Below are 25,609 nucleotides of genomic sequence, written 5' to 3' on the forward strand. Positions count from 1 at the left end.
ATTGGGGTGTCGAGTACTGATGATGAGCAGTTGGCCGAGTTCAAGGACTGGTGGCAGCGTAACGGCAAGCCCCTGGTTACTGGCGGTCTGCTGGCTTTAGTGGTGGTGTTCGGCTGGCAAGCCTGGACAAAGTATCAGGCCAACCAGTCCCAGGGCGCCTCGATCGTTTATCAGCAATTGCTGGAAACTACACTGACGCCGGACGGCAAGCCCGACCCCGCGCAGGTTGCAGACCTGGCCGGCAAGCTGAAGAACGAATTCGGCGGCAGCACCTACGCCCAATACGGCAGCCTGTTCGTCGCGAAAGTCGCGGTCGATACCGGCAAGCTGGATGACGCCGCCGCAGAACTCAAGGCCATCGCCGACAAGCCGACCAACCCGACCCTGGGTGAAATCGCGCGTCAGCGCCTGGCCCAGGTATTGGCGGCACAGAACAAGGCTGACGAAGCACTCAAACTGCTCGACGGCGATGCGGACAAGGCATTTGTAGCCACTCGCGAAGAGCTCAAGGGCGACCTGTTGGTCCAATTGGGTCGTACCGACGAAGCCAATGCTGCGTACAAGAAAGCCAAGGCGGCGCTGTCTGATGAGGCGGCAGTCGGTGGCTTACAAATCAAGCTGGACGACCTGGCCAAAGGGGATGCATGACGTGATCCGTTGGAAACATGCAGCATTGCTGGCTCTGGCCGTTCTGGCCGCGGGTTGCAGCAGCAACAGTAAAAAAGAACTGCCTCCGGCCGAGCTGACCAGCTTCAAGGAAGAAGTCGTCCTGCAAAAGCAATGGAGCCGCTCCATCGGTGACGGCCAGGGCGAGACCTACAATATGCTGGTGCCGGCAATCGACGGTGACAACATTGTGGCCGCTGACGTAACCGGCGTGGTGATCTCCATGGATCGCATGAACGGCGACGTGAAGTGGAAGAAAGACCTTGAATTGCCGGTGTCCGGCGCCGTAGGCGTGGGTTACGGCATGGTCATGCTCGGCACGCTCAAGGGCGAAGTCGTGGCGCTGGACTCCAGCACCGGTGAAGAGAAATGGCGCGCTCGCGTGACCAGTGAAGTCCTCGCACCGCCTGCCACCAACGGCGATATCGTCGTGGTGCAAACCCAGGATGACCGTGTGATCGGCCTGGACGCCAGCACCGGCGAACAGCGTTGGTTGTACGACAGCACCCCGGCGGTGCTGACCTTGCGCGGTACCAGTGGTCCGGTTGTGACCAACAATCTGGCCGTTGCAGGCCTGTCGACCGGTAAAGTAGTCGCCCTGGACACCAGGAACGGCGTGCCTGCCTGGGAAACCCGTGTGGCCATCCCCCAAGGTCGTTCCGAGCTGGATCGCGTAGTGGACATCGACGGTGGCTTGCTGCTGTCGGGCGAAACCCTCTACGTCGCCACTTACCAAGGCCGCGTTGCCGCGCTGGACCTGCAGAGCGGCCGTGTCAACTGGCAGCGCGATGCTTCCAGTTATGCGGGTGTCGCCCAAGGGTTTGGCAGCGTCTACGTAAGCCTGGCGTCCGGCACCGTTGAAAGTGTCGACGAGCGTTCCACCACTGCACTGTGGAGCAATGACTCCCTGGCCCGTCGTCAACTGTCGGCTCCGGAAGTGTTCTCCAGCTATGTAGCGGTCGGCGACTTCGAAGGCTACCTGCACCTGCTGAGCCAGGTGGATGGTCGTTTTGTAGGTCGTGAGCGTATCGACAGCGACGGCCTGCGTGCTCGTCCGCTGGTGGTGGGCAACATGCTTTATGTGTTTGGCAACAGCGGCAAGCTGGAAGCCCTGACCATCAAGTAAGAACTATGCTTGGGGGTAACCCCTCAAGCAGCTTCACCTGTAGGAGCGAGCTTGCTCGCGAAAATCGTTAACGATAACGCGTGCTGTCTGAATAAACGCGGTGCCATTGCGTTTTTCGCGAGCAAGCTCGCTCCTACAGTCGAGCACCAGCCGCTGCCTTGCAGCGGCTTTTGTATTTTCTGAAATAACGAAGTGGAGAGCCGCATGGTTCCCGTAATCGCCCTGGTGGGCCGACCTAACGTCGGCAAGTCCACCTTGTTCAACCGCCTGACCAGGACTCGTGACGCCATTGTCGGCGACTTGTCCGGTCTGACCCGTGATCGCCAATACGGTGAGGCAAAGTGGCAAGGGCGCTCCTACATTATTGTCGACACCGGTGGTATCTCCGGTGATGAGCATGGCATGGACGAAAAGATGGCCGAGCAGTCCCTGCTGGCCATTGAAGAAGCCGATGTCGTGTTGTTCCTGGTGGACGCCCGCGCGGGCTACACCGCTGCCGACCAGATGATTGGCGAGCACCTGCGCAAGCGCAACAAGCGTTCCTATCTGGTCGCCAACAAGATCGACAACATCGATCCTGAGGCGGCCCGTGCCGAATTCAGCCCGATGGGGCTTGGCGACGCGATCCCGGTCGCCGGTGCCCACGGTCGCGGCATCACCCAGATGCTGGAAGTCGCCCTGCGCGACTTCCCTAAGGATGACGCCGAGGAAGAAGAAGGCGAAGAAGAGATCGTTGCCGAAGGCGAGGAAGCCAAGCGCATTCCTGGCCCAAGCGAAAAAGACGGTATCAAGATTGCGATCATCGGTCGCCCGAACGTGGGCAAGTCGACCCTGGTCAACCGCATGCTCGGTGAAGACCGGGTAATCGTCTACGACCAGCCCGGCACCACCCGCGACAGCATCTATATCCCGTTCGAGCGTAACGACGAGAAGTACACGCTGATCGACACCGCCGGTGTGCGCAAACGCGGCAAGATCCACGAGGAAGTTGAAAAGTTCTCCGTGGTGAAAACCCTGCAGGCGATCAAAGACGCCAACGTGGTGATCTTCGTGATGGACGCCCGCGAAGGCGTGGTGGACCACGACCTCAACCTGCTGGGTTTTGCCCTCGAAGCCGGTCGTGCCCTGGTCATCGCGATCAACAAGTGGGACGGCATGACGCCGAGCGAGCGCGATTTCGTCAAGATCGAGCTGCAGCGCCGCCTGTTCTTCGTCGAGTTCGCCGATATCCACTTTATCTCGGCCCTGCACGGCACGGGTGTGGGTAACCTCTACGCTTCCGTACAGAACTCGTTCAAGTCCGCCGTTACCCGTTGGCCGACCAACCGTCTGACCCAGATCCTCGAAGACGCCGTTGGCGAGCACGCACCGCCGATGGTCAACAACCGCCGGATCAAACTGCGTTACGCCCACTTGGGTGGTGCCAACCCGCCGATTATCGTGATCCACGGTAACCAGATCGAGAAGGTGCCCAAGTCCTACGTGCGTTACCTGGAAAACACCTACCGCCGTGTCCTGAAACTGGTCGGTACGCCGATCCGTATCGAGTTCAAGGGTGGCGAGAACCCGTACGAAGGCAACAAGAACACATTGACTGACCGGCAGGTGAACAAGAAGCGTCGTTTGATGACTCACCACAAGAAGGCTGACAAGAAGCGCAGGGATAAAAAGTAGCAGCTGCAAGTTGTAAGCTACAAGCTGCAAGCTAAAGCGGGTTTGCTTGCGGCTTGAAGCTTACAGCTTGTAGCTCAAACCGCCAGGCACAAAAAAGGGCTCTGAATGAGCCCTTTTTTGTGCCTGGCGGTTTGCCCCTTGACCTGCTTGCAGCTTGCAGCTTAAAACTTGCAGCTCACCCGAAGGGGGCTCCCATGATCACCAGCAAGCTGCCAAATGTCGGCACGACTATTTTCACTACCATGTCGCAACTCGCTGCCGAAACCGGCGCGCTCAACCTGTCCCAGGGGGTTCCCGACTTCAATGGGCCTCAGGCTTTGCTCGATGCCGTGGGCAAACATGTCGCCAGCGGGCACAACCAATATTCACCGATGACCGGCCTGCCGGCCTTGCGCCAGCAAGTGGCGGCCAAGATCGCCCGCAGCTATGGCGCCACGGTGAATGCCGACAGTGAAGTGACCATCACCCCTGGCGCCACCGCCGCGATCTTCTGCGCGATCCAGGCGGTGATTCGCACTGGCGATGAGGTCATTGTGTTCGACCCCTGCTACGACAGCTATGAGCCCTCAGTCGAACTGGCCGGTGGCCGCTGCGTGCATGTGCAACTGAGCCTGCAAGGCTTTGCATTGGACTTCGAGAGGATCAAGGCCGCGCTGTCGCCACGTACGCGCATGATCATCCTCAATACTCCGCACAACCCAACCGGCGCGCTGATCAGCCGCGCCGAGCTGGACCAGTTGGCCGAACTGATCCGCGACCGCGATATCTACCTGGTCAGCGACGAGGTCTACGAACACCTGGTATTCGACGGCGTGCCCCACATCAGCGTGCTGGCCCATGAAGAGCTGTACCCGCGAGCGTTCGTGGTCAGTTCCTTCGGCAAGACCTACCACGTCACCGGCTGGAAAACCGGCTACGTGGTCGCGCCACCGGCCCTGACGGCCGAACTGCGCAAGGTGCATCAATACGTCAATTTCTGTGGCGTGACCCCGTTGCAGTTCGCGTTGGCCGATTTCATGGCCGAACACCCGGAGCACGTCGATGAACTGCCGGGGTTCTACCAGGCCAAGCGCGACCTGTTCTGCGACCTGCTGGCACCGTCGCGTTTCAGCTTTAGCCGGGTGGCCGGTACCTACTTCCAGTTGGTCGATTACTCACAAATACGCCCGGACCTGGATGACGTCGCCATGTCCCTGTGGATGACCCGCGAGCATGGCGTGGCGACCATCCCGGTCTCGGTGTTCTACCAGAGCCCACCGCAAGGCCAGCGCCTGGTGCGCCTGTGTTTTGCCAAGCGCGAGGAGACGCTGCGACAAGCGGCTGAAAAACTATGCGTGATCTGACGGCATTGCCTGACTTGAATATCGCCCTGGTCCAGACCACCCTGGCCTGGCACGACCGCCAGGCCAACCTCGAGCATTTCGAGGGGCTGCTGGAGCAGGCCCGCGGCGCCGACCTGATCGTGCTGCCGGAAATGTTCACCACCGGTTTCTCCATGGCGTCGCAAACCCTCGCTGAGCCGGAAAACGGCCCGACCCATCAGTGGCTCCAGGCCCAGGCTGCGAAGTACAACGCCGTGATCACCGGCAGCGTGATCATCCAGGCCGCTGATGGCAGCCACCGCAACCGCCTGTTGTGGGCGCGGCCGGATGGCGAGGTGTTGCACTACGACAAGCGTCATCTGTTTCGTATGGCCGGTGAACACAATCACTACACCCCCGGCGAGCGCCAGGTGCAGTTCGAATTAAAAGGCTGGCGTGTTCGGCCGCTGATTTGCTACGACCTGCGCTTCCCGGTGTGGAGTCGGGATGCCCAGGACACTGACTTGCTGCTGTACACCGCCAATTGGCCGGGGGCGCGGCGCCAGCATTGGAACCGCTTGTTGCCGGCGCGGGCTATCGAGAACCTGTGCTACGTAGCGGCGGTGAATCGAGTGGGCACCGACGGCAAGGGCTTTGCCTACACCGGTGATAGCCAGGTGCTGGATTTCCAGGGTGAGAGCCTGCTGAGTGCGGGGGAGGCGAACGGGGTGTTCCAGGTGTGCCTGGACGCGGCTGAACTGGCGGCGTACCGCACCAGGTTTCCGGCGAACCTGGATGCCGATAGCTTTCAGTTTGTCTGACAGGCCGTTATCGGGGGCAACCCAAATCTGAAACTCAATAAAAAAGGCCCCTGGGTTCTCACCCAGGGGCCTTCTGTATGACGGCGAAGGTTACGCCGCTTTCGCTTCCTGCTGGCTCAACGAGCGGTTCAGCGCACTGAACAGTGCCTTGAAGCTCGCCGTGGTGATGTTTTCATCAATACCCACGCCATGCACCGGGCGTTCACCGTTCACACGCAGCTCGATATAGGCCGCGGCCTTGGCGTTGGTGCCCGCGCCGATGGCATGTTCGTTGTAGTCCATGATCTCCACCCCAATCGGCAGGCCGGCTACCAGGGCTTCCAGTGCGCCGTTGCCTTTGCCTTTCCAGTGCAGGTTGGTTTCGCCCTGGCCCTTGCCCGAGACTTCCACTTCGACAAAGCTGTTGCCGTTTTCTTCCTGCAGGCGATGGCTGACCAGCGCGTACGGAGTGTTGGCTTGCAGGTATTCACGCTGCAGCAACGCGTAGATCTGCGGTGCGGTCATCTCCAGGCCCACACGGTCGGTTTCGGCCTGGACCACCTGGCTGAATTCGATCTGCATGCGGCGCGGCAAGCTGATGTCGTATTCCTGCTCCAGCAGGTAGGCGATGCCGCCTTTGCCCGACTGGCTGTTCACCCGAATCACCGCCTCGTAGCTGCGACCGATATCGGCCGGATCGATCGGCAAGTACGGCACTTCCCACAGCGCATCCTCTTTCTGCTGGGAGAAGCCTTTGCGGATCGCGTCCTGGTGAGAACCGGAGAAGGCGGTGTGCACCAGATCGCCGACGTACGGATGACGTGGGTGTACCTGGATCTGGTTGCACTCCTCGACGACTTTACGCACGCCGTCGATGTCGGAGAAGTCCAGCTGCGGGTCGAGGCCCTGGGTGTACATGTTCAAGGCCACGGTGACGAGGTCGACGTTACCGGTACGCTCGCCGTTACCGAACAGGCAACCCTCGACACGGTCCGCGCCGGCCATCAGGCCCAGCTCGGTGGCGGCTACGCCGGTGCCGCGGTCGTTGTGGGTGTGCAGGCTGATGATCACGCTGTCGCGACGGTTGATATGGCGACCGAACCACTCGATCTGGTCGGCATAGATGTTCGGCGTCGCGCACTCGACGGTGGCTGGCAGGTTGAGGATCATCTTGTGCTCAGGCGTCGGGTTCCAGACCTCGATCACGGCATCGCAGACTTCCTTGGCGAACTCCAGTTCGGTAGCGCTGAAAGTCTCCGGCGAGTACTCGAAGGTCCACTGGGTTTCCGGCTGCTGGGCGGCGTACTTGACGAACAGCTTGGCCGCGTTGACCGCGATGGCCTTGATGCCGTCCTTGTCCTGGTTGAACACGATGCGGCGGAACGACGGCGATGTGGCGTTGTACAGGTGCACGATGGCCTTTTTGGCGCCGCGCAGGGATTCGAAGGTGCGTGCGATCAAGTCTTCACGGCCCTGGGTCAGCACCTGGATGGTGGTGTCCTCGGGGATGTGGTTGTCTTCGATCAGGGTACGCACGAAGTCGAAGTCGGTTTGCGATGCGGCAGGGAACGACGCCTCGATTTCCTTCACGCCGACCGCGACCAGGGTCTTCCAGAAGCGCAGCTTTTTCACCGCGTCCATCGGCTCGATCAGCGACTGGTTGCCATCACGCAGGTCGGAACTGCACCAGATCGGCGCGGTGGTGATGGTTTTGGAAGGCCAGGTGCGGTCCGGGATATCGATGGTCGGAAACGCGCGGTACTTCGAAGACGGGTCTTTGAGCATGCTCATCGGGAAATCCTTTGTTGTAGGGGCCGAGAAAAGGCGGCCTGCCGTAGAACTGTTTTTAGGGATAAAACGTAAAGACGAGGCAGATCGATTCAGCCTGGCAGTCGTGCGCTGACGAGGCACAGGCTGCGGTGCTGGCGAAGCTGGATGAGGGTGTGAGAGGTTTTCATGGATTTAACCCTACCTGCGGGGGATAGGAGATGGCAAGCGCTCAAGAAAAATTGATAGAAAATCTACGGTTTCGCATTTTTGTAGTTTTTTATTGTTTATTTTGTGGTTTTTTTTGGTTTTTATTTTGCTCATCTTCGTGGGTGCGCAATGGGTGGTTGCCGTACGGCGACGTTAGCGCCGGTACGGCATCCTGGGTTGCCTGCTACGGTAGTCGTAGATCATCAACGTTTTGCTTGAATTCAATATCCGGTTGTAAATCGGCGAAACTTGGGGAGGTAGTGTCTTTCGCGGCTCGGGGGATCGCCAAGCTTTTTGCGCCCTGGGGAGCCTCGATAATCGAGATTCCGACCCCTTTGTTCAACTCGGCAACCCCTGGAACACCGGCGGCCGTATTCATGTGCGCGTTGCCAACCAACGCCACCCATTTCTCCCCCGGTGGTGTCTTCCCAATGATTTTTGTCGCGTAGTAATTGAAGTCTGACAAGCGCTCTTGGACGTAGCCTTGGTTACCAGCCCTGGCCGCGAAGTTATCGCTATGGGCTGTGAGGTAAGGATGCTCGAGCCCTATGACCTTAATGCCGTGTTTGTCGGCTTCCTGAATGAGGTCATACGGGGTCGGACTGTTTGGTGCATAGGTTGAGTAATCGTAAGGGCGGGGATAGGCATATCTCGCATCCTGAGGTTGATAGGCGCCGGCGCCGAACACTGGAGAGCCCTCGAAGTACGGGGCATTTTCGAGATAAATCGTTGTGACTCCGTTTGCTTTTAAGTTCGCCATGTTTTCAATGATGAACTTGTAGCCCCCTGGCTCGTCGTGAAGTTCGCCTATGACCAGGCCATTTACATCGGCTGGCGCCAAGGTCGATTTAATCAGCTGGGCCGACGTCGCATTGTCAGGGATGGCTGGAATGGCAGGCCGTGCCGGCAGTTGCCCCGCACTCATGCGGGCAAAGAAGTCCTGCACGTCACGCCTGAACCAACGCCTCAGTTGCCCGGTGGTGGCCGCGTTCCCGTCGAAGTCTCTGGCCGCTTTGCCACTGAGCACGCGATCCATATATTCGTCGCCCGGTGGTGAAGTTCGTCCTCTGTGCCTCTTGGCGCCGGGCAACTCACTCAGGCGCCATTCCCCTGTCCCGGTTGATTCCATGAACGCCACATTCTTGTAGATGCTGGGGGCATCCGACGGCACTTTGGGATCGATAATACTGACCCGCCCATGCCTGGCGTTGAACACAGAATAAATCTGGTAGGGGCGGTTGATTCCGGTGCTGTCGGTATAGCGGATGTAACAGTTTTCTCCCACTTGATAAATGCCATTGGCGTCTGGTCTGACGCCTCTAAGCGTGTCTTCAGGGACGGAATAGGCGCTCAGGTCTCGCGGTGGCGTAACGGATTGCGCGACGGGGCTGGGGATTGCCTGGGACGCCCTGATGCCCGCGCTGGTCGAAGGGACGGCAGGCGGGACAGGCGCGCCGGGCGGGGGCGTTCCCTGGGTGAGCAGCGACCTTGCGACGGGAGCGGCGGGGACGGGCGTTCCCGCCGCGCGAAACACCGGACGCAAAGGCGTGCTCGGCACATGGGGCAGGCCTGATGCAAGCGCGGTGAAGTCGGCGAAAAGGTTGACCCGGCCGCCGCGTGTGAGCAGTCCACCTGGCAAGTGCCGGGCATTGCCCTGGATGGTTTTCAGTGCCGCTCGGCCGAGCCGACTGCCCACCTTTACCCCGGTAGAAATGCCCTTGCCGATGACTGGTATGAAGTCCAGAAACAGGCTGCCCACCTCCACGCCAAACATGATCTTGTTACGCGTCGATTCGGCGTTCACTTCTGCGCTGCTGGTTGACTGGAAGTCGGCTTTATCGATTAGCAAGCGCGTCTGTTGAGTGAACAATTCATCGTGGATGTCTGTTTCCATCGGCTTTAGGGTTATGGAACCAGCGAGGCTTTTTCTTCCTTTGTCAAGAACCTCGGCGGCTGCAAGAAGGTCGGTGCCCCCACTGGTGACGACTCGGCGCGCAGCGTCCACGGATTGCTGAAAATCGTCCTTTTCCGTTGGCGATTTTCTGCTCTGGGTATAGGCCTGCCATTCTTTCTTCTCCAGCAGCGTCGTCAATGCGTCCAGGTTGGGCAGTTCCCTGAACGCCAGTCCGTCGGGGGCTCCGGGGCTGTAGAGCACCACAGAAGCGTCGGTTTGATTGCCGATGACCATCACGCCGCGAACCGGTAGGCCCAGCTGGAGCAGGGTGTTGGCAACAATCGTTTGTCCATCCACCTTCGCACGCTGGGCCGGATCCGGATGATCCAGAACCGCGTTGATCCACTGTAGGCCCCGCTTCAAGGTCTTGTCGGTGCTGGCATCGGCTTGGAACCCACCGGGGTTGAGTTGTGCCAGGAAGGCTTCTTTCACCATCAAGTCGGCATTGCTGGCTTTCCACGCCTTGTGTAAATCAGCAGCCGGCCCCGATGCGGCATCCGGCGCCATGCGCGTCTCCAGCAGCTTGGTGTATTCGCCACCCACATCTGCGGTGTAGACCAGGTGCTTGAGTTGTTGTGTATCGAGGGTGATCGGCCGCCTCTGATCATCTGGAACCGGTGAGCCCTTGGTGTCTTGCAGCGCCAGGGTCATGGTGGTTTCGGTGTGCTTGTGGCTTTCGCCCATTTCCCAGTGGCTTGGGTTTTTCAGGGCCAGGTCGGACAGTGACAGATAGGTGATGGTAGTGGAGGGGGGTTGTGGAATGCCGGAGCGACCGAGGTGGAAACGCGTCTTGGTGACTACTTTAACCATCAGTTGATCGGCGTCCACATTGGCCTGGGGGTAAGCCTGTTTCAGCGCCTCATTCATTTGCGACGTGGCAAAGCTGGATAAGGACGGAATGTTTTCCAGCAGGGGGGCGAGTTGTTCAGCGCTCTTTGTCGCTTTCCCTTCCAAGTGGCTGTAGAGCAATTCTTGAGCGGGGCTGAGGTTTTTCAACCAGCCCGGCTGGCCTTTCTCGGCCAATTTCTCGTTACGCGCAAGCATGGCGTTGCTGCCGTCGACTTGTGCCGACCAGTCAGCGGCATCATCCAGGGCCGTCATGAGCGTCGGCCCCAGCGTTGATGTGGGGCTTGATGGCCGCTGCGGGGTGAATGTCCTGGCCATCAACGCATCGACTTCCGCGCCCTGGCGCTGGAGCAGCAAATTTATCCCCTCTGCCTGCACATCCCCGGCCAGGGGGGCCACGCCTAGCATCAAGTCATCCCCCGTAGGCGGCGACGCGCGGTTTTGCAGCGAAAGCGGCAGGCTTTGCCTCAACAGCTCGGCGGCCGGCCCGCCGCTGTCGAGCCGTTGCGCCAATGCTTCGCGTAACAGTGCCGGGGTTGCGAATTCCTCGAAACCTTCGCTGGGGGTATAGAGCACCACGGGGCCATTCTGGTCGTTGAGCTTAATCTCCCGACCGGTGGCAGGCCAGGTCGGGGTGGACGCTGAAGAGCCATCCTTGCTGGTGATCATGAACGCACCGGCGAAGGCTGCACCCTGTACTGTGCCGTCATCAATGGTGATGGGGTACACACCGGGCCTTGATCCGTCAGGCAGTTTACTTTCCCGTTCCTCTAGAGACGGGTAGCGCAGCGCGTTGTCGATCAACTCTTTACTGGCCGGGCTCAGCGTGCCGTCCATCTTGCGGATGGCTGCCAGGGTCGACAGTTGATGTTTGTGGACCCATAGCAGTTGGTCCTGTGGCGAGGGCGAGTTCGCTGAGAGCTGGGGCGTAGTCCAGTATTCCCGAAGCGTCTGAGCGTACTCGGTGGCAATGCTCCTGGCGATGGTGTGCAGCGAGCCGGTGGGCTGGAGGACATTGACTGCCTCATCGGGCGCTGGCCGGGTCACAAATTCGGTCCTGACCCCCGGTGTCTCGAATAGCTGTTTGCTCGGGTTGGCATAGATTTCCCGAATCGCACGGCTCAAGGCAGTCATTATCGGCTCGGAGGATTTCAACTGTTCTACGCCGTTGTTTGACGTATAGCTATTGAACGAAACCTTGTCCGGGTCGAGGGGATTCAGTTGAGGAAACGCCTGTGCCAGCCGTGTCTGCAAAAAGTTTTTGAAATCAGGACGCTGGCGTTGCTGTGAGGCCATCTCGTCCATGAGGCTGGAGTACTGTTCATTCAGTAGCTGCAGATCGCCGATCTTGAAGTGATTCGAGAGAGGGCTGCGGATGGCAGTGGCGGGGTTTATGCCCGATGAGTAAGGGGCGGAGAGGCTGGCGAGTCCCCGTACGGACGAACGAGACCTGGCGGGGGCGGGTTGTGGGCCTGGGCTGTCGTTCTGGGCTGTTGGCGTAGATGATGCAGGGCGAGAAGGGGGAATAACGGTTTGGGGTTGCGCGGGCCTGAAGTCAGAGATATGCATTAAGGAAACTCCACAAGACTTGCTTTATGTGTCCTTGTGAGCGAATTGTCCTCCCTGGGATTCGATGTGTGGGTGGCAAGTCAAGCGATGACGGTTCCTTCGAAAATAGGCGGGAATGGCGACGCACTGTGTCGAAATCGGCGCCATGGTTGTTGAAAGAGGGCGGTCGTCAGTGACCGGTCTATACGTGGGGTTTGAACGTCCAGACCGGGCTGAATGCGCTGCCGCGTATCAGGGCTGGAAGGCGCCGATAAATATCGCAGGATCGACCCGTGCGTCATTGAGGCTGATATTCCAATGCATATGCGGCCCGGTCGCACGGCCCGTCGAGCCGACCTTGCCCACCACCGTACCGCGCACCAGTTGATCGCCGACTTTTACATCGATCTTCGACATATGGCAGAACATGCTGATAAAGCCTTGGCCGTGGTCGACAAACACGGTATTGCCATTGAAGAAGTAGTTGCCGGTCAGAATCACCTTACCGTTCGCCGGCGTCTTGATCGGTGTACCGGCCGGCACGGCAAAGTCCAGGCCCGAATGAGGATTGCGCTCTTCATCGTTGAAGAAACGGCGTACGCCAAACTTGCTCGACAGCGGCCCGTTCACCGGTTTGTCCAGCACCAGGTTGCTCGGCAGGTTCGGGCTGAAACTGCGATAGGCCTTGAGCTGCACGGCCAACTCGCCCTCGATGCGCTTGAGCTGCGCCGGGTCGGGGTTGACCTGGCTTTTGTTCTTCAGGGTGATGCGCTGTTCCGGGTATTTCTTGTAGCCGACGATAAACGGCAGGCTGCGCCCGCCGCTGCTGATGCGCTCGTTGCCCGGCTTGACCGTCAGCGGGATGCCGACAATCGCCAGCCAGTTGTCCTGCTCCTTCACCACCAGCACGGGTTTGCCCTGGTACGTGGCTTTCGGCGCGGTAGCCGAAGGGCCCAGTTCAACCACCGCAACGCCGCCGGGCACCGGCTTGTTCAAGGTACGGCTGATATAGCTGTCGGCATGAGCGTTAACGGCGAGGCATAGCAGCAGCAACACACTAAAGAAACGTGGCATCAATCAATCCAATAACGAAAGGGTGACGGGGGTCAGGTGGTTATCTTCCACCCGCACCTGCAATTGGCCTTCACCGAGGCGCGCGGTGAGGCGCTGGCCGGTGTGGGTCTGTGCGGCGTTGCGGATGGCCTGGCCACGCTCGTCGAGCAAAATGCTGTAGCCACGGCCCAAGGTTGCCAGCGGGCTGACTACGTGCAACGTCTGCACCTGGCTTTGCAGTTGCAGGCGACGCGCCTTGAGGCCTTCGCGCATGGCGCGGGGCAGGCGTTCGGCAAGGCTGTCCAGGCGCTGGCGCAGCAGGGCCAACTGGCGCCCCGGATGCTGGCCGGCGAGACGGGTTTCCAGGCGGATCAGGCGTTCGCGGCGGGTATTGAGGCTGCGCTCGAAGGCGCGGCGCAGGCGCATATCCAGGTCATCCAGGCGCTGGGCCTGCTGGCGCAGACGTTCGCCGGGGTGCCGCAGGCGCCGGGCCATGCCTTCCAGGCGCAGGCGGTCGTGGGTCAGGCGATTGCGCATCAGCATCACCAAGCGGCGGTGCAGGCTTTCGACCTGGCGCACCAGGTTGCCGGCGTCGGGGGCCAGCAACTCAGCGGCCGCCGAAGGTGTGGGCGCGCGTACGTCGGCAACGAAATCGCTGATGGACACATCGGTTTCATGGCCGACGGCACTGACGATTGGCGTCACGCAAGCATCCACTGCCCGCGCCACGGCTTCTTCGTTGAAGCACCAGAGGTCTTCCAGCGAACCGCCGCCACGGGCCAGGATCAGCGCGTCAAAGCCACGGGCATCCGCCAGCTTCAGCGCGCGCACAATCTGCGGGATCGCTTCGCGGCCTTGTACGGCGGTGGGGATCAACGTCAATTGCACCTGGGGCGCGCGACGACGGAACACGCTGATGATGTCGCGGATCACCGCACCGGTGGGCGAACTGATAATGCCGATGCGGCGCGGGTGCGCGGGCAGCGGCACCTTGCGTTCGGCACTGAACAGGCCCTCGGCGCTGAGTTTTTCCTTCAGGGCATCGAAGGCCAGGCGCAGCGCGCCATCCCCGGCGGGTTCGACGGTATCGAGGATCAACTGGTAGTCGCCACGGCCCTCGAACAGCGAGACCTTGCCGCGTACCTTCACCGCCAGGCCATCCTTCAACGCCTGGCGGACCCGCGCGGCGTTATTGCGAAACAGCGCACAACGCACCTGGGCGCCACTGTCCTTGAGGGTGAAGTACACATGGCCGGAGGCCGGGCGGGCGAGGTTGGAGATCTCGCCTTCGACCCAGATATTGGTGAACACGTCTTCCAGCAACACCCGCGCGCGGCCGTTGAGCTGGCTGACAGTCAGGACTTCGCGGTCCAGGCCCAAGCGGGCAAAGGGATCTTTAATCATGGGCGGCAGTTTATAGGCATTCGTGCAGGGTTTGACAGAACTGCTCCACCAACGCGCTCGGTGACTGCTGGCAGGCCAGGGCGACGGTGTTCAGGCAGTCCGGGTCGGCCAGGGGCAAAAAGTGCACGTTGGCGGGGGCAATGTCCTGCATGGACTTTGGCAGCAAGGCTATACCGAAACCGGCCTGGATCAACTGCAACTGGGTGGTTTTGCGTGACATCACTCGCGCGGCCTTGGGGAAAAATCCCGCACGCATGCACAGTTCGGCCGACAGATAACTCAGGCCGCCACGCTGGGGATGGGGGATCGAGATAAACGCCTGGTCTTTCAGTTGCTCCAGTTCGATGGGCGCCTGGCTGCGTGCCAGCGCATGACTCGCAGGCACGGCCAGCAGCAGGGGTTCGCTGTATAAAGGCATGACCCGTACACCTTCGCGCTGGCGCAGCACGGGTAAACGCAGCACCCCGACTTCCAGGCGACCGTCGGCGATTTCTTCCAGCTGCGCTTCGGAGGACAGTTTGCCGATATCCATCGACACCCCAGGGCAGCGCTCCAGCCAGGTGCCGATGCCTTGCAGTAAAGGCCCGCTCATCGGCACGGTGCTCGAATGGCTGAGGCGCAGTGTGCCCAATTCGCCGTTGCCCACTTGGGTCGCCATCTGGCTGGCCTTGAGCAATTCGCCCAGCAGGTTGCGCGCCCGTGGATAGAAGGCTTCACCGGCGGCAGTCAGCCGCGGCTGGCGCGCGGTGCGTTCGAACAGCGGGGTTCGCAGTTGGTTTTCCAGCTCCTTGATCTGCCGGCTCAGGGCCGATTGCGCCACGAACAAACGTTCGGCGGCGGCACTGAAGCTGCCGCTGTCGGCGATTTCGACGAAGTAACGCAGTTGGCGGGTGGAGATCACACGTCATGCCTTTTCGAGATAGGTGGAGGGCCTTGAAGATATTAGTCGCATCCCTTACCGATGGCTAAAGTGATGGTCATCTCCAATAAGGAATTACCCATGAGCCCGGTTGAGCTGATGAGTCAGTGGTCGTTTGGTGGTATGGATTGGCTGGTGATCGGCCTGGGCGTGGTGGTGGCCTATATCGTGTTCGGCATCGCCGGTTTTGGCACGGCGCTGGTGGCGGGGCCGATCCTGATTGTGTTTATGCCGCTGTCGAAGATCATCCCGCTGCTGGTGCTGCTGGATTTCGTCGCGGCCTTCGGCGGCCTGCTGCAAACGCGCCGGGACGTGAACAAGCCGGAGCTGCTGCGATTGCTGCCGTGCATGGCGATTGGCTGCACCCTGGGCGTGGTGTTTCTGCTCAACCTGCATTCGGACCTGTTGCTGCTGCTGATGGGGCTGTTTATCAGCGCCTATGCGATCTACAGCCTGGCGGTGAAAACCCGGCCAACGCAGCTGGCCGCTGGCTGGTCGATCCCCATGGGCACCGTAGGTGGGTTGTTCGGTGCGTTGTTCGGCAGTGGTGGCTTTTTATATGCAATCTACCTCAACAGCCGCTTGCCCAAGGACGCGGCGCGCGCCACCCAAAGCGCGCTGATCAGTTGCAGCACGGTGGTGCGCCTGAGCCTGTTCCTGATCGCCGGGGTGTATGCTGACTGGCCGCTGTTGATGTTGGCGCTGTGCCTGCTGCCGGCGATGGCCCTGGGGCTGTGGTGTGGGCGCAGGCTGACCATGCGCATGTCCCGTGAGGCCTTCGTCCGGCTGGTGACGTGGTTGGTGCTGGCCAGTGGCATTGCGTTGATTGGGCGGTACTTGAGCACTTGACCTGATTTCTTCAGGGATTAAGCTGCCGTCCTCCCGGGCCTCATCGCGGGCTTGTCCGCGATGAGGCCAGAAGCCACGCCGCAGGTCTCCCATGAATTCCCAAAGCATCCTTGTCCCGAAAATCTCCACCTTGCCCGTCCACGAACCCCGCGCCCGGGCGATCGTGCGGTGGCTGGTGCGCAAGAACATCATCAAGGAAGAACTGACCACCTGTGGCCGCACCGGCAACCGCATGGCCTATGCCCTGGCCGACGGCGCCCGCGCCGTGGTGCTGCACCCCGAGGCGCTGCCGTTCAACGAGCCGGTCAACGGCCTGGAGATCATCTACAAGCGCTGCATCTATACCCCGGCCAAGGGCTTTCTCGAAGAAGCCGGCTGCCCGGAATGCCTCAAGGAAGTCGGCGAGGCGCTGTTCGAAAGCCTGGAAGACTGGATGCCCGGCCACACCGACAACTTCACCTGCCCGCTGTGTGGGCATGAAGATGACATCAACGGTTTTCTGTTCCTGCAGGCGTGCGGGTTTTCCAACCTGGGGTTCATCTTCAACAACTGGGCGGAGGCGGGGTTCAAGCAGAGCTTTATCGACGAATTCGCCGATTGGCTGGACCAGAAGATCAGCTGGGTCAAAGTCGAGCTGTAGTCCTTCTATCACTATTCCCAAATATGTCAGAGTTTTACATTGAGACCTGGGGGGTGTCTGAGTATAATGGCGCGCTTCCATTTTCCCGCTCGGGAGCCCCCGCGATGCTGCGTATCAGCCAAGAAGCTCTGACATTCGACGACATTCTCCTAGTGCCCGGTTATTCCGAGGTGCTTCCTAACGAAGTCAGTCTCAAGACCCGCCTAACCCGTGGCATCGAGCTGAATATTCCCCTGGTTTCCGCTGCCATGGACACCGTCACCGAAGCCCGTCTGGCCATTGCCATGGCCCAGGAAGGCGGCATCGGCATCATCCACAAGAACATGACCATCGAGCAGCAAGCTGCCGAAGTGCGCAAGGTCAAGCGTTACGAAGCCGGTGTGGTGAAGGATCCGATCACCATCGAAGCCGACGCTACCGTGCGTGACCTGTTCGACCTGACTCGCCTGCACAACATCTCCGGCGTTCCGGTACTGCACGATGGCGACCTGGTCGGCATCGTCACTTCCCGTGACGTGCGTTTCGAGAACCGTCTTGAAGTCACCGTCCGCGAAGTGATGACGCCTAAAGAGCGCCTCGTGACTGTCAAGGAAGGCGCCGACAAGAACGACGTGCGCGAACTGCTGCACAAGCACCGCATCGAGCGCGTGCTGATCGTCGACGACAAATTCGCCCTCAAAGGGATGATGACCGTCAATGACATCGAAAAAGCCAAAGCTTACCCGCTGGCCAGCAAGGATGACCAAGGTCGTCTGCGCGTCGGCGCTGCGGTCGGTACCGGCAAAGACACTGGCGACCGCGTGGCGGCCCTGGTGGCTGCCGGCGTTGACGTGGTAGTGGTCGACACTGCCCACGGTCACTCCAAAGGCGTGATCGACCGCGTTCGCTGGGTCAAGCAGAACTTCCCTGAGGTGCAGGTGATCGGCGGCAATATTGCCACCGGCGCGGCCGCCAAGGCCCTGGCCGAAGCCGGTGCCGATGCGGTCAAGGTCGGTATCGGCCCTGGCTCGATCTGCACCACGCGTATCGTTGCCGGTGTGGGCGTGCCGCAAATCAGCGCCATCGCCAACGTCGCCGCGGCCCTTGAAGGCACTGGCGTACCGTTGATCGCCGACGGCGGCATCCGTTTCTCCGGTGACCTGTCCAAGGCCATCGTTGCCGGTGCTTCCTGCGTAATGATGGGCTCGATGTTCGCCGGTACCGAAGAAGCGCCGGGCGAGATCGAACTGTTCCAGGGCCGTTCCTACAAGGCTTACCGCGGCATGGGTTCGCTGGGCGCCATGTCCCAGGCGCAAGGCTCTTCCGACCGTTACTTCCAGGACTCCTCGGCAGGCGCCGAGAAGCTCGTGCCGGAAGGCATCGAAGGCCGTGTGCCGTACAAGGGCACCCTGAGCGCCATCATCCATCAACTGATGGGCGGCCTGCGTTCCTCGATGGGCTACACCGGCAGCGCCGACATCGAAGAAATGCGCACCAAGCCAGAGTTCGTACGGATCACCGGCGCAGGCATGGCTGAATCCCATGTCCACGACGTGCAGATCACCAAGGAAGCGCCAAACTACCGCGTAGGTTGAGGCTTCCAGCAAAATGTTAAGTAACCGGGGCTGTTCTTCAGCCCCGAGTTGTTTCTGATTCATTAGACGAGACTGACTTCATGGCCCTCGACATTCACGCCCACCGCATCCTGATCCTCGACTTCGGTTCCCAGTACACCCAACTGATCGCCCGCCGCGTGCGTGAAATCGGCGTGTACTGCGAACTGCACCCGTTCGACATGGATGACGAAGCGATTCGCGAATTCGCACCGAAAGGCGTCATCCTCGCCGGTGGCCCCGAGTCCGTGCACGAAGCCAACAGCCCGCGTTGCCCGCAAGCCGTGTTCGACCTGGGCGTTCCTGTCTTTGGTATCTGCTACGGCATGCAGACCATGGCCGAGCAACTGGGCGGCAAGGTTGAAGGTTCCGAGCTGCGTGAATTCGGTTATGCCCGTGTCGACGTGGTCGGCAAGAGCCGCCTGCTGGACGGCATCGAAGACCACATCGACGCCGATGGCCTGTTCGGCCTCGACGTATGGATGAGCCACGGTGACAAGGTCACCAGGATGCCGGAAGACTTCCACATCCTGGCCAGCACCCCGAGCTGCCCGATCGCTGGCATGTTCAGCGACGAGCGTCGTTACTACGGCGTGCAGTTCCACCCGGAAGTGACCCACACCAAGCAAGGCGGGCGCATCCTGTCGCGCTTCATCCTCGACATCTGCGAGTGTGAAGCCCTGTGGACCCCGTCGAAAATCGCTGAAGACGCGATCGCCAACGTACGCGCCCAGGTCGGCACCGACAACGTGCTGCTCGGCCTGTCCGGCGGCGTTGACTCCTCCGTGGTCGCTGCGCTGCTGCACAAGGCCATCGGCGACCAACTGACCTGCGTGTTCGTCGACAACGGCCTGCTGCGCCTGCACGAAGGCGAGCAGGTAATGGCCATGTTCGCCGAGAACATGGGCGTCAAGGTGATCCGCGCCAACGCCGAAGAGCAGTTCTTGAACAACCTGGCCGGCGAATCCGACCCGGAGAAGAAGCGCAAGATCATCGGTCGTACCTTCATCGACGTATTCGATGCCCAGTCCAACAAACTGGATAACATCAAGTACCTCGCCCAAGGCACCATCTACCCCGACGTGATCGAGTCGGCCGGTGCCAAGAGCGGCAAGGCCCACGTGATCAAGTCCCACCACAACGTGGGTGGCCTGCCTGAGGAAATGAACCTCAAGCTGGTAGAACCGCTGCGCGAACTGTTCAAGGACGAAGTCCGCCGTCTGGGCCTGGAACTCGGCCTGCCGTACGATATGGTCTACCGCCATCCATTCCCCGGCCCGGGCCTGGGCGTGCGCATCCTCGGTGAAGTGAAAAAGGAATACGCCGACCTGCTGCGCCGTGCCGACCACATCTTCATCGAAGAACTGCGCAAGGCCGACTGGTACCACAAGGTCAGCCAGGCGTTCGTGGTGTTCCAGCCGGTTAAGTCCGTAGGCGTTGTAGGCGATGGCCGTCGTTACGCCTGGGTCGTGGCCCTGCGTGCCGTGGAAACCATCGACTTCATGACCGCCCGTTGGGCACACCTGCCGTACGAACTGCTGGAAACCGTCAGCGGCCGTATCATCAATGAGATCGAAGGTATTTCGCGCGTTACTTATGACGTGTCGAGCAAGCCGCCGGCGACGATTGAGTGGGAATAAGCAAGGCGAGCCTGAATGGCCTGCGTTGAGTGAGTAAAAACCTGGCCTCGGCCAGGTTTTTTATTGCCTGTCAGGCAGGAAGCCGACTTTGCAGGCTCATGCCCATATTGGTAAGGGCGCTGGACAGCTGTTCCAGCGTGGGGAACCGTATGTCATGCACGCCTGCCCAGGCCGGGCGGTCGATGTAAAAGCTGCCGTCGGCCAGTCGATTGATGGGGGTCGCAACGATGCCCCTGTCTCTGCTGTGGTGCCGCAGGGTGTAGTTGCCCTGGTTTTTGTCGATCAGGTACATGCCCTTGCGAAACAGCAGTCGCTGCTGTTGCTCCAGCGTCCTGTGCACCGGCGGGGCTTCCACTTGTACGCGTAGGTCGGCATTCAAGGTGTCGAAGCTGTCGCCGACGCTTTCATGACTGGGGGCGTTGTCGCGATCAATGGCGATGCCGGGGTCGATACGCACCTCGTTGCCTTGCCCCGGAAAGACCTCTTCTATACGCAGCCCGATACCTCCTTCCAGTTCACTGAGACCGGCGAATCCATTAAAGGTATTGATGTTTCTGGCCCCGGTCAGTACCAGCCATTTACCGCCGCCGTTCAGCGCTATGTCGGCTTGGATAAGGAGGTGGGCGAGGTAATTGCTCATCACCTGCTCTGAAAGATCGGCGATAGGGGTGGGGTATTTGTAATGGGCTGCGCAATCGATAGCCTGCACGCGTATGCCATTGGCCCTGGCGGTCTTGACCAGTTCCAGTTCATTGAACTGCCCGGATGGATCGGTGCCCAGCTTGCCAAGGTAGCTTTCCAGGTCCTCCGGCATCTTGCCGGTCTGGAAGTAGTGGTTCAGATCATCCTGGGCGAAGTCGTTGAGCAGGCGCCGCATATACAGGGTTTTCACGCCCTTGCGCGCGAAGAGCGGCATGTTGTTGATCAGCAGGCGGGTGCTGCTGATACGGTCCAGGGTTTCGCCGATGACGTAGCCCGGTAGGTCTTCGGGCAGGCGTTCGAGGACTTCTTCGAAGGCCGTTGTCGGTTCAAAGGCGGGGATGTCCGGACGAGGTGGCAGGCGGGTCCAGGACAGTTCCTTGTAGAAGTCTTGCGCCGATTGCAGCAGTTTGCGGTGCGTTTCGCCGAAGTAGTAGGTGAAGCGGTCAATACGGCCGAAGCGGCTGTGAACATGGGTTTCAGTGAGGCCCATTGCCCAGCGTTTCACTTCCGGGCGGGTGGATGGCGGGGTATCGAAGGGGCTGGTCACCCTGCGCAGCGAGTGGGGTGGCGTGGTCATCGCTTGTGGCGGTGGCGGGACCCGCGAGGGGGCCGGCCCCCGGGCGCTTTTGCTGGAGTTTCCCCCGCCGCCTTTCAAGCCGTTGCTGTGGGGCACAGGTTCCCATTCGTTGAGTTCGTTCAGGCGCACCGGCAGCGCGCCGGAAAAGCCATGGGGGTTGTTCGGGTCGACAATCGCCCAATGCCCACGACCGTTGGGGTCGGCTTCGTAGCGCACGTAATAGGCTTGATCGTTCATCAGGATGGCTTGCTGAGGCATGCCGTCGGAGGTCCGCAGGCTATAGACCTGCTGGAATTTTCCGGGGGCGGTATCCAGGTGTTCTCCTTCCAGTATCAGGTTGGCCTGGTAGGTGGCAGGTACCGCAGGCTCAGGCACCGGCGGTGCGCTGGCGGGCGCTGTGGGCGGCGTCAACTCAATGGGCTCCACTGCGAGGGTGTCGGCCGCTTCGGCGATATCGGGCATGACCCCGTCGGCTTTCAACAGTGCCAGGTTAAACAGCGTATCGATGGCACTGAATACCGCGCCCAGCTCCCCGGCGTGGCGTTCGGCCGGGGTCTTGCCGTTGATGGCCTGGTCGATGTTCAGGCCAAGATTTGCCGCACTGGCCCCCACGACCACCAACGCCACCGGCCAGCCGACCACGGCCATCGGGCCAAAGGTTTTGCCAAAGGCGTTCAGGTAGCCGATCCAGAGTTTCTTGCGCAGGTCGCCATTGCTGCGCAGGGAAAAATCCGCGTCATTGCGCATGCGCGTCTGACTCGATTGCGCCAGCCAGGTAAAGGCATCGTCCTCGATGGCCTGGTCGGCTTGATTGATCAGGCGGTGGTCCCAGGTGCCCCAGTCGACAAACAACTGGTCGAGTTGGTGGGACAGGCCCTTGTCCACCCAGTCCGGCGGCAGGGTACCCGCCAGGGCCTGGGCGGTGCGATAGATCAGCACGGGGGTGAGCAGCATCTGTTTCCACGTCACGGCAGCGGTGTCGTCCTGCTGGATCTGCGCCGACAGCGGGAAATGGGCCATGAAGCGGGCGCGGTTATCCGGGTGGCTGGTCTGGTTCAGCAGCCAGAAATGCAGGTCGGCAGGGGTCTCGAAACAGTGGAAGGCCTGTGACTCGCCCGGTACATAAAGGATTTGCCGCCCATCGCCGTCGACGATGCGCAGGATATCCGTGGCGGTATGTCCACCGATATCCAGCGCCGCCACACGCAGCCCGCCGGCTGAAGTGGCCTTGGCCTGCAGGTTGGACAGGGTTGGGGGCCAGCACAGATTGCTGGCCAGGGCCCGAATCACCGTCTGCAACTGCGACGTGGTGAGATCCCCGGCCTGTCGTGCTTGCAGGGCCTCGGCCAGGCAGTTGACCTTGGCCAGGGTGCGAAAATCATCGAAGTGAGCGCTCCAGAATGCATCCATGCGCGTGGTGTAGCGATCGCTGAAATTGATCGCCCAGAAGTCCTTGAGCACCGCGCTGGCGGACAGCCGCACTTCGTTATGCTGATCGAATAACCGCGCCTCGGCACCCTCGCGATAAAAGCCACCATCACCGTCGAGCAGGTCGGCATTGTCCTGGTCATGTACCTCGAAGCGGTGAATGACCAGCTGCGTCAGCGTCATCGACGCCTGGGGTTTTTCGTTGTGGCTCCAGCCCGTAAACGTCGCCGGGTCACCGACACCGCCGGTGAAGCGGTGCCAGTGCACGTGATCGGGATCCAGGGTCGCCAGACCGTGTTTTGCGAGAATCTCGCGGGCGGCCTCGATGGCCATCCTCTGCATGTTCGGGCACGCATCCAGCACGATGGGCGCCAGGGCCCTGAGTTGTTGCTGAGCGGCGGGGGAGGTGTCGGCAAGCGGCATGCTGCTCTCCTTAAGGGGGAAGAGCCGAGCATGCCAAGCCGTTTAGACGGGCGATGGGTAGATAGTTAGCGCCTGGCGATATCGGAGAAGTAAAACTTATCCAACGTATGCCGCGACTCGGTGTACTCGAACTGTCGCCCGTCCTGCAAAAACGTCTGGTTGCTCACCACGATCACATGGCTTTGCCCTTCGAGGTCCAGGTGCGTCTGGTCGTCCTTGCTGCGGGGCAGGGCTTCGATGGTGCGCTGGGCGTAGCTGATCTGCAGTTGCAAGGTCTGCTCGATGAAGGCGTAGATCGACTGTTCGGCGATCGCCTGGTCCAGGCCTGGGATCAGGTCGGCGACGAAGTGGTTGATGTCGAGGATCACCCGTTTGCCGCCGATGCGCCGTACCCGTTTGATGCGTGTGATGAGGCTGCCGGGTTCGGCCTCGATGTGTTGCAACAATGGGCCTTCCAGGGGGAGCTGGGTGAATTCGACCACTTCGGTGCGTACGTCATCGCCCAGGTCGGCGTGGGTTTCGTGGAAGCTGACGATGCCGCCGAGTTGGAACTCAATCGGGTTGGGCGAGAGCACGAAGGTGCCCTTGCCGTGGATCTTTTGCGCAAACCCACGTTCCTGCAGTTGCTCGATGGCGCGACGCACGGTGCCTCGGCTGGCCTGGTAGCTGTCCATCAATTCGGTTTCGGAGGGCAGGCGCGTGCCGCGTTGCAGGCGTTCGGTGGTGATGCTGGCAAGCAGATCGGTATAGATCTGGTTGTATTTGCTCATGGATAGGGCTCTGTGCCGCGTTGGCGTTCAAGGCAGGAACCTTAGAGGCAGAGCGGGAGTTTGTCCATTAGACCCATGGATTTCTGCGGCTTGCAGCGCAGCGGTGTCCTGCAGGGAATAAACAAAATCAAACTCGTACAGACGAGTTGTTGCTTTAACTCGTCTGTACGAGTACTTTTGCCTTCGGCGTGCTGCCAATGACTGCCCCCAATAAAAAAAATCAAAGTGGAAACCAAGCATGAGCCACGACTATTCCAACATTGCCCGCGAGATCCTCGAGCACCTCGGGGGCAGCGACAACCTTGAGCAAGCTGCCCACTGCGTGACCCGCCTGCGCCTGGCGCTCAAGGATCCGAGCCTGGTCAACAACAGCGCGTTGAACCAGGTCGATCTGGTCAAGGGCTCGTTCTTCACCGGCGGTTTGTTCCAGGTGGTGATCGGCCCCGGCGAAGTGGAAAAGGTCTACGCCGCCCTGCGCGAACAGACCGGCCTCGCCGCCGCCACCATCGCCGATGTGAAGAAGAAGGGCGCCGACAAGACCAACGCCATGCAGCGCCTGGTACGGGTGTTCTCCGATGTGTTCATGCCGATCCTGCCCGCGTTGATCATCGCCGGCCTGCTGATGGGCGTGAACAACCTGATGGGCGCCAAGGGCATGTTCATCGAGGGCCAGACGCTGCTGGAGGCGTATCCGAACCTGGATGGCCTGTGGAGCCTGATCAACCTGATGGCCAACACCTCGTTCGTGTTCCTGCCGGCGTTGGTGGGTTGGTCGGCGGCCAAGCGCTTTGGCGGCAGTGAAATCCTCGGCATCGTGCTCGGCCTGATGCTGGTGCATCCCGATCTGCTCAATGCCTGGAACTACGGCAAGGCGGTCGCCGGGCTCGACGGCCAGAGCCTGCCGTACTTCGATATTTTCGGTTGGTTCAAGATCGAGAAAGTCGGCTACCAGGGGCAGATCCTGCCGATCCTGATGGCGGCGTATGTCATGAGCGTCATCGAGAAATGGCTGCGCGCTCGCGTGCCCAACGCCATTCAATTGCTGGTCGTGCCAATCACCACCATCGTCGTCACCGGCGTGCTCGCGTTGGCGATCATCGGCCCGGTGACCCGTCACCTCGGCATCCTGATCACCGAAGGCGTGGTCACCCTGTTTGACCTGGCGCCGATGGTTGGCGGAGCGATTTTCGGGCTGCTGTACGCGCCGCTGGTGATCACCGGCATGCACCACATGTTCCTCGCCGTGGACCTGCAACTGATCTCCACCCAGGGCGGCACGTTTATCTGGCCGATGATCGTGATGTCCAACCTGGCCCAGGGCAGCGCCGCGCTCGCGGTGTTCTACACCACCCGCAATGCGCGGGATAAAAGCATGGCCTCGACCTCAGCGATTTCCGCGTACTTCGGCATCACGGAACCGGCGATGTTCGGGGTGAACCTGCGCTTCAAGTTTCCGTTTTACGCGGCCCTGGTGGGCTCGGCGCTGGGCAGCATTTTCCTGTCGCTGAACAAGGTGCAGGCCTCGGCCATCGGCGTCGGTGGTTTACCTGGGTTTATCTCGATCGTGCCGCAATCCATCGCGATGTTTGTGATCGGGATGGTCATCGCGATGGTCGTGCCGTTTGTACTGACCTGTGCGTTGAGCATGAAGATTGTTCGGCCGGGTTATCGCGTCGCCTGATCAATCGCCATCGAGGCCCGAGAGGCCAGCACAAAACTC

Annotated in this window: 17 protein-coding genes; 10 read left to right on the forward strand and 7 right to left on the reverse strand. The window is 60.6% G+C overall.

Translation table 11 applies throughout. The features are described 5' to 3' along the window. Nucleotides 1–6: 6 nt before the first annotated feature. The 5 genes from Q8X51_RS11550 to Q8X51_RS11570 all read left to right on the forward strand — a co-directional run bounded on the left by Q8X51_RS11550 (nucleotide 7) and on the right by Q8X51_RS11570 (nucleotide 5,588). Nucleotides 7–648, forward strand: a complete 642-nt coding sequence (locus Q8X51_RS11550) for a YfgM family protein (protein WP_027605420.1) — start codon at nucleotides 7–9, stop codon at nucleotides 646–648. Beyond that, nucleotides 641–1,792: an outer membrane protein assembly factor BamB gene (bamB, locus tag Q8X51_RS11555; RefSeq protein ID WP_065924864.1), complete on the forward strand. Its 1,152-nt coding sequence runs from the start codon at nucleotides 641–643 to the stop codon at nucleotides 1,790–1,792. Before Q8X51_RS11550 ends, bamB begins: the two co-directional genes overlap by 8 nt. Nucleotides 1,793–1,996: 204 nt before the next feature. Then, entirely contained in the window at nucleotides 1,997–3,466 is a 1,470-nt protein-coding gene (der, locus tag Q8X51_RS11560; protein WP_065924863.1) for a ribosome biogenesis GTPase Der, read from the forward strand. A 194-nt stretch (nucleotides 3,467–3,660) separates the two neighbouring features. Beyond that, nucleotides 3,661–4,809, forward strand: a complete 1,149-nt coding sequence (locus Q8X51_RS11565) for a pyridoxal phosphate-dependent aminotransferase (RefSeq protein WP_407693869.1) — start codon at nucleotides 3,661–3,663, stop codon at nucleotides 4,807–4,809. Continuing rightward, entirely contained in the window at nucleotides 4,797–5,588 is a 792-nt protein-coding gene (locus Q8X51_RS11570) for an amidohydrolase (protein WP_065924861.1), read from the forward strand. Before Q8X51_RS11565 ends, Q8X51_RS11570 begins: the two co-directional genes overlap by 13 nt. 90 nt (nucleotides 5,589–5,678) lie before the next feature. Here Q8X51_RS11570 and leuA read toward each other — a convergent pair whose 3' ends face one another. The 5 genes from leuA to Q8X51_RS11595 all read right to left on the reverse strand — a co-directional run bounded on the left by leuA (nucleotide 5,679) and on the right by Q8X51_RS11595 (nucleotide 15,250). After that, nucleotides 5,679–7,358, reverse strand: a complete 1,680-nt coding sequence (leuA, locus tag Q8X51_RS11575; RefSeq protein ID WP_027605424.1) for a 2-isopropylmalate synthase — start codon at nucleotides 7,356–7,358, stop codon at nucleotides 5,679–5,681. 370 nt (nucleotides 7,359–7,728) lie between these two features. Further along, entirely contained in the window at nucleotides 7,729–11,649 is a 3,921-nt protein-coding gene (locus Q8X51_RS11580; RefSeq protein ID WP_407693870.1) for a dermonecrotic toxin domain-containing protein, read from the reverse strand. Between the two features lie 495 nt (nucleotides 11,650–12,144). Beyond that, nucleotides 12,145–12,966, reverse strand: coding sequence for a M23 family metallopeptidase (locus Q8X51_RS11585; protein ID WP_065924858.1), 822 nt, complete (start codon nucleotides 12,964–12,966; stop codon nucleotides 12,145–12,147). Between the two features lie 3 nt (nucleotides 12,967–12,969). Further along, nucleotides 12,970–14,349 carry an exodeoxyribonuclease VII large subunit gene (gene xseA / locus Q8X51_RS11590; protein ID WP_065924857.1) on the reverse strand — a complete coding sequence of 460 codons (1,380 nt, stop codon included), beginning with the start codon at nucleotides 14,347–14,349 and terminating at the stop codon, nucleotides 12,970–12,972. Nucleotides 14,350–14,359: 10 nt separating this feature from the next. Further along, a complete protein-coding gene (locus tag Q8X51_RS11595) occupies nucleotides 14,360–15,250 on the reverse strand; it encodes a LysR family transcriptional regulator (protein ID WP_407693871.1) in 891 nt (296 codons plus the stop codon). A gap of 99 nt (nucleotides 15,251–15,349) precedes the next feature. Here Q8X51_RS11595 and Q8X51_RS11600 point away from each other — a divergent pair, with 99 nt between their 5' ends. The 4 genes from Q8X51_RS11600 (at nucleotide 15,350) to guaA (ending at nucleotide 19,989) form a co-directional block, all read left to right on the forward strand. Further along, nucleotides 15,350–16,117, forward strand: a complete 768-nt coding sequence (locus Q8X51_RS11600; protein ID WP_065947923.1) for a sulfite exporter TauE/SafE family protein — start codon at nucleotides 15,350–15,352, stop codon at nucleotides 16,115–16,117. 91 nt (nucleotides 16,118–16,208) lie between these two features. Then, nucleotides 16,209–16,757 (forward strand): sugar ABC transporter ATPase, encoded by a 549-nt coding sequence (locus Q8X51_RS11605; protein ID WP_065924854.1) that lies wholly within the window; start codon nucleotides 16,209–16,211, stop codon nucleotides 16,755–16,757. Nucleotides 16,758–16,861: 104 nt separating this feature from the next. Beyond that, the gene (guaB, locus tag Q8X51_RS11610; protein ID WP_017478674.1) at nucleotides 16,862–18,331 is read left to right on the forward strand and encodes an IMP dehydrogenase; all 1,470 of its coding nucleotides are present in this window, start codon (nucleotides 16,862–16,864) and stop codon (nucleotides 18,329–18,331) included. An 80-nt stretch (nucleotides 18,332–18,411) separates the two neighbouring features. Continuing rightward, nucleotides 18,412–19,989, forward strand: coding sequence for a glutamine-hydrolyzing GMP synthase (guaA, locus tag Q8X51_RS11615; RefSeq protein WP_027605430.1), 1,578 nt, complete (start codon nucleotides 18,412–18,414; stop codon nucleotides 19,987–19,989). A gap of 70 nt (nucleotides 19,990–20,059) precedes the next feature. Here guaA and Q8X51_RS11620 read toward each other — a convergent pair whose 3' ends face one another. Beyond that, nucleotides 20,060–23,119: a membrane-targeted effector domain-containing toxin gene (locus tag Q8X51_RS11620; protein ID WP_065947922.1), complete on the reverse strand. Its 3,060-nt coding sequence runs from the start codon at nucleotides 23,117–23,119 to the stop codon at nucleotides 20,060–20,062. A gap of 65 nt (nucleotides 23,120–23,184) precedes the next feature. Then, entirely contained in the window at nucleotides 23,185–23,889 is a 705-nt protein-coding gene (treR, locus tag Q8X51_RS11625; protein ID WP_027605432.1) for a trehalose operon repressor, read from the reverse strand. A 238-nt stretch (nucleotides 23,890–24,127) separates the two neighbouring features. On the opposite strand from treR, the gene treP reads away from it, so the two are divergent. Continuing rightward, nucleotides 24,128–25,570, forward strand: coding sequence for a PTS system trehalose-specific EIIBC component (treP, locus tag Q8X51_RS11630; RefSeq protein WP_074847579.1), 1,443 nt, complete (start codon nucleotides 24,128–24,130; stop codon nucleotides 25,568–25,570). The last annotated feature ends 39 nt before the right edge of the window (nucleotides 25,571–25,609 follow it).

The sequence above is a fragment of the Pseudomonas sp. Yb2C2 genome (assembly GCF_052112325.1).
GTDB lineage: Bacteria > Pseudomonadota > Gammaproteobacteria > Pseudomonadales > Pseudomonadaceae > Aquipseudomonas > Aquipseudomonas marginalis.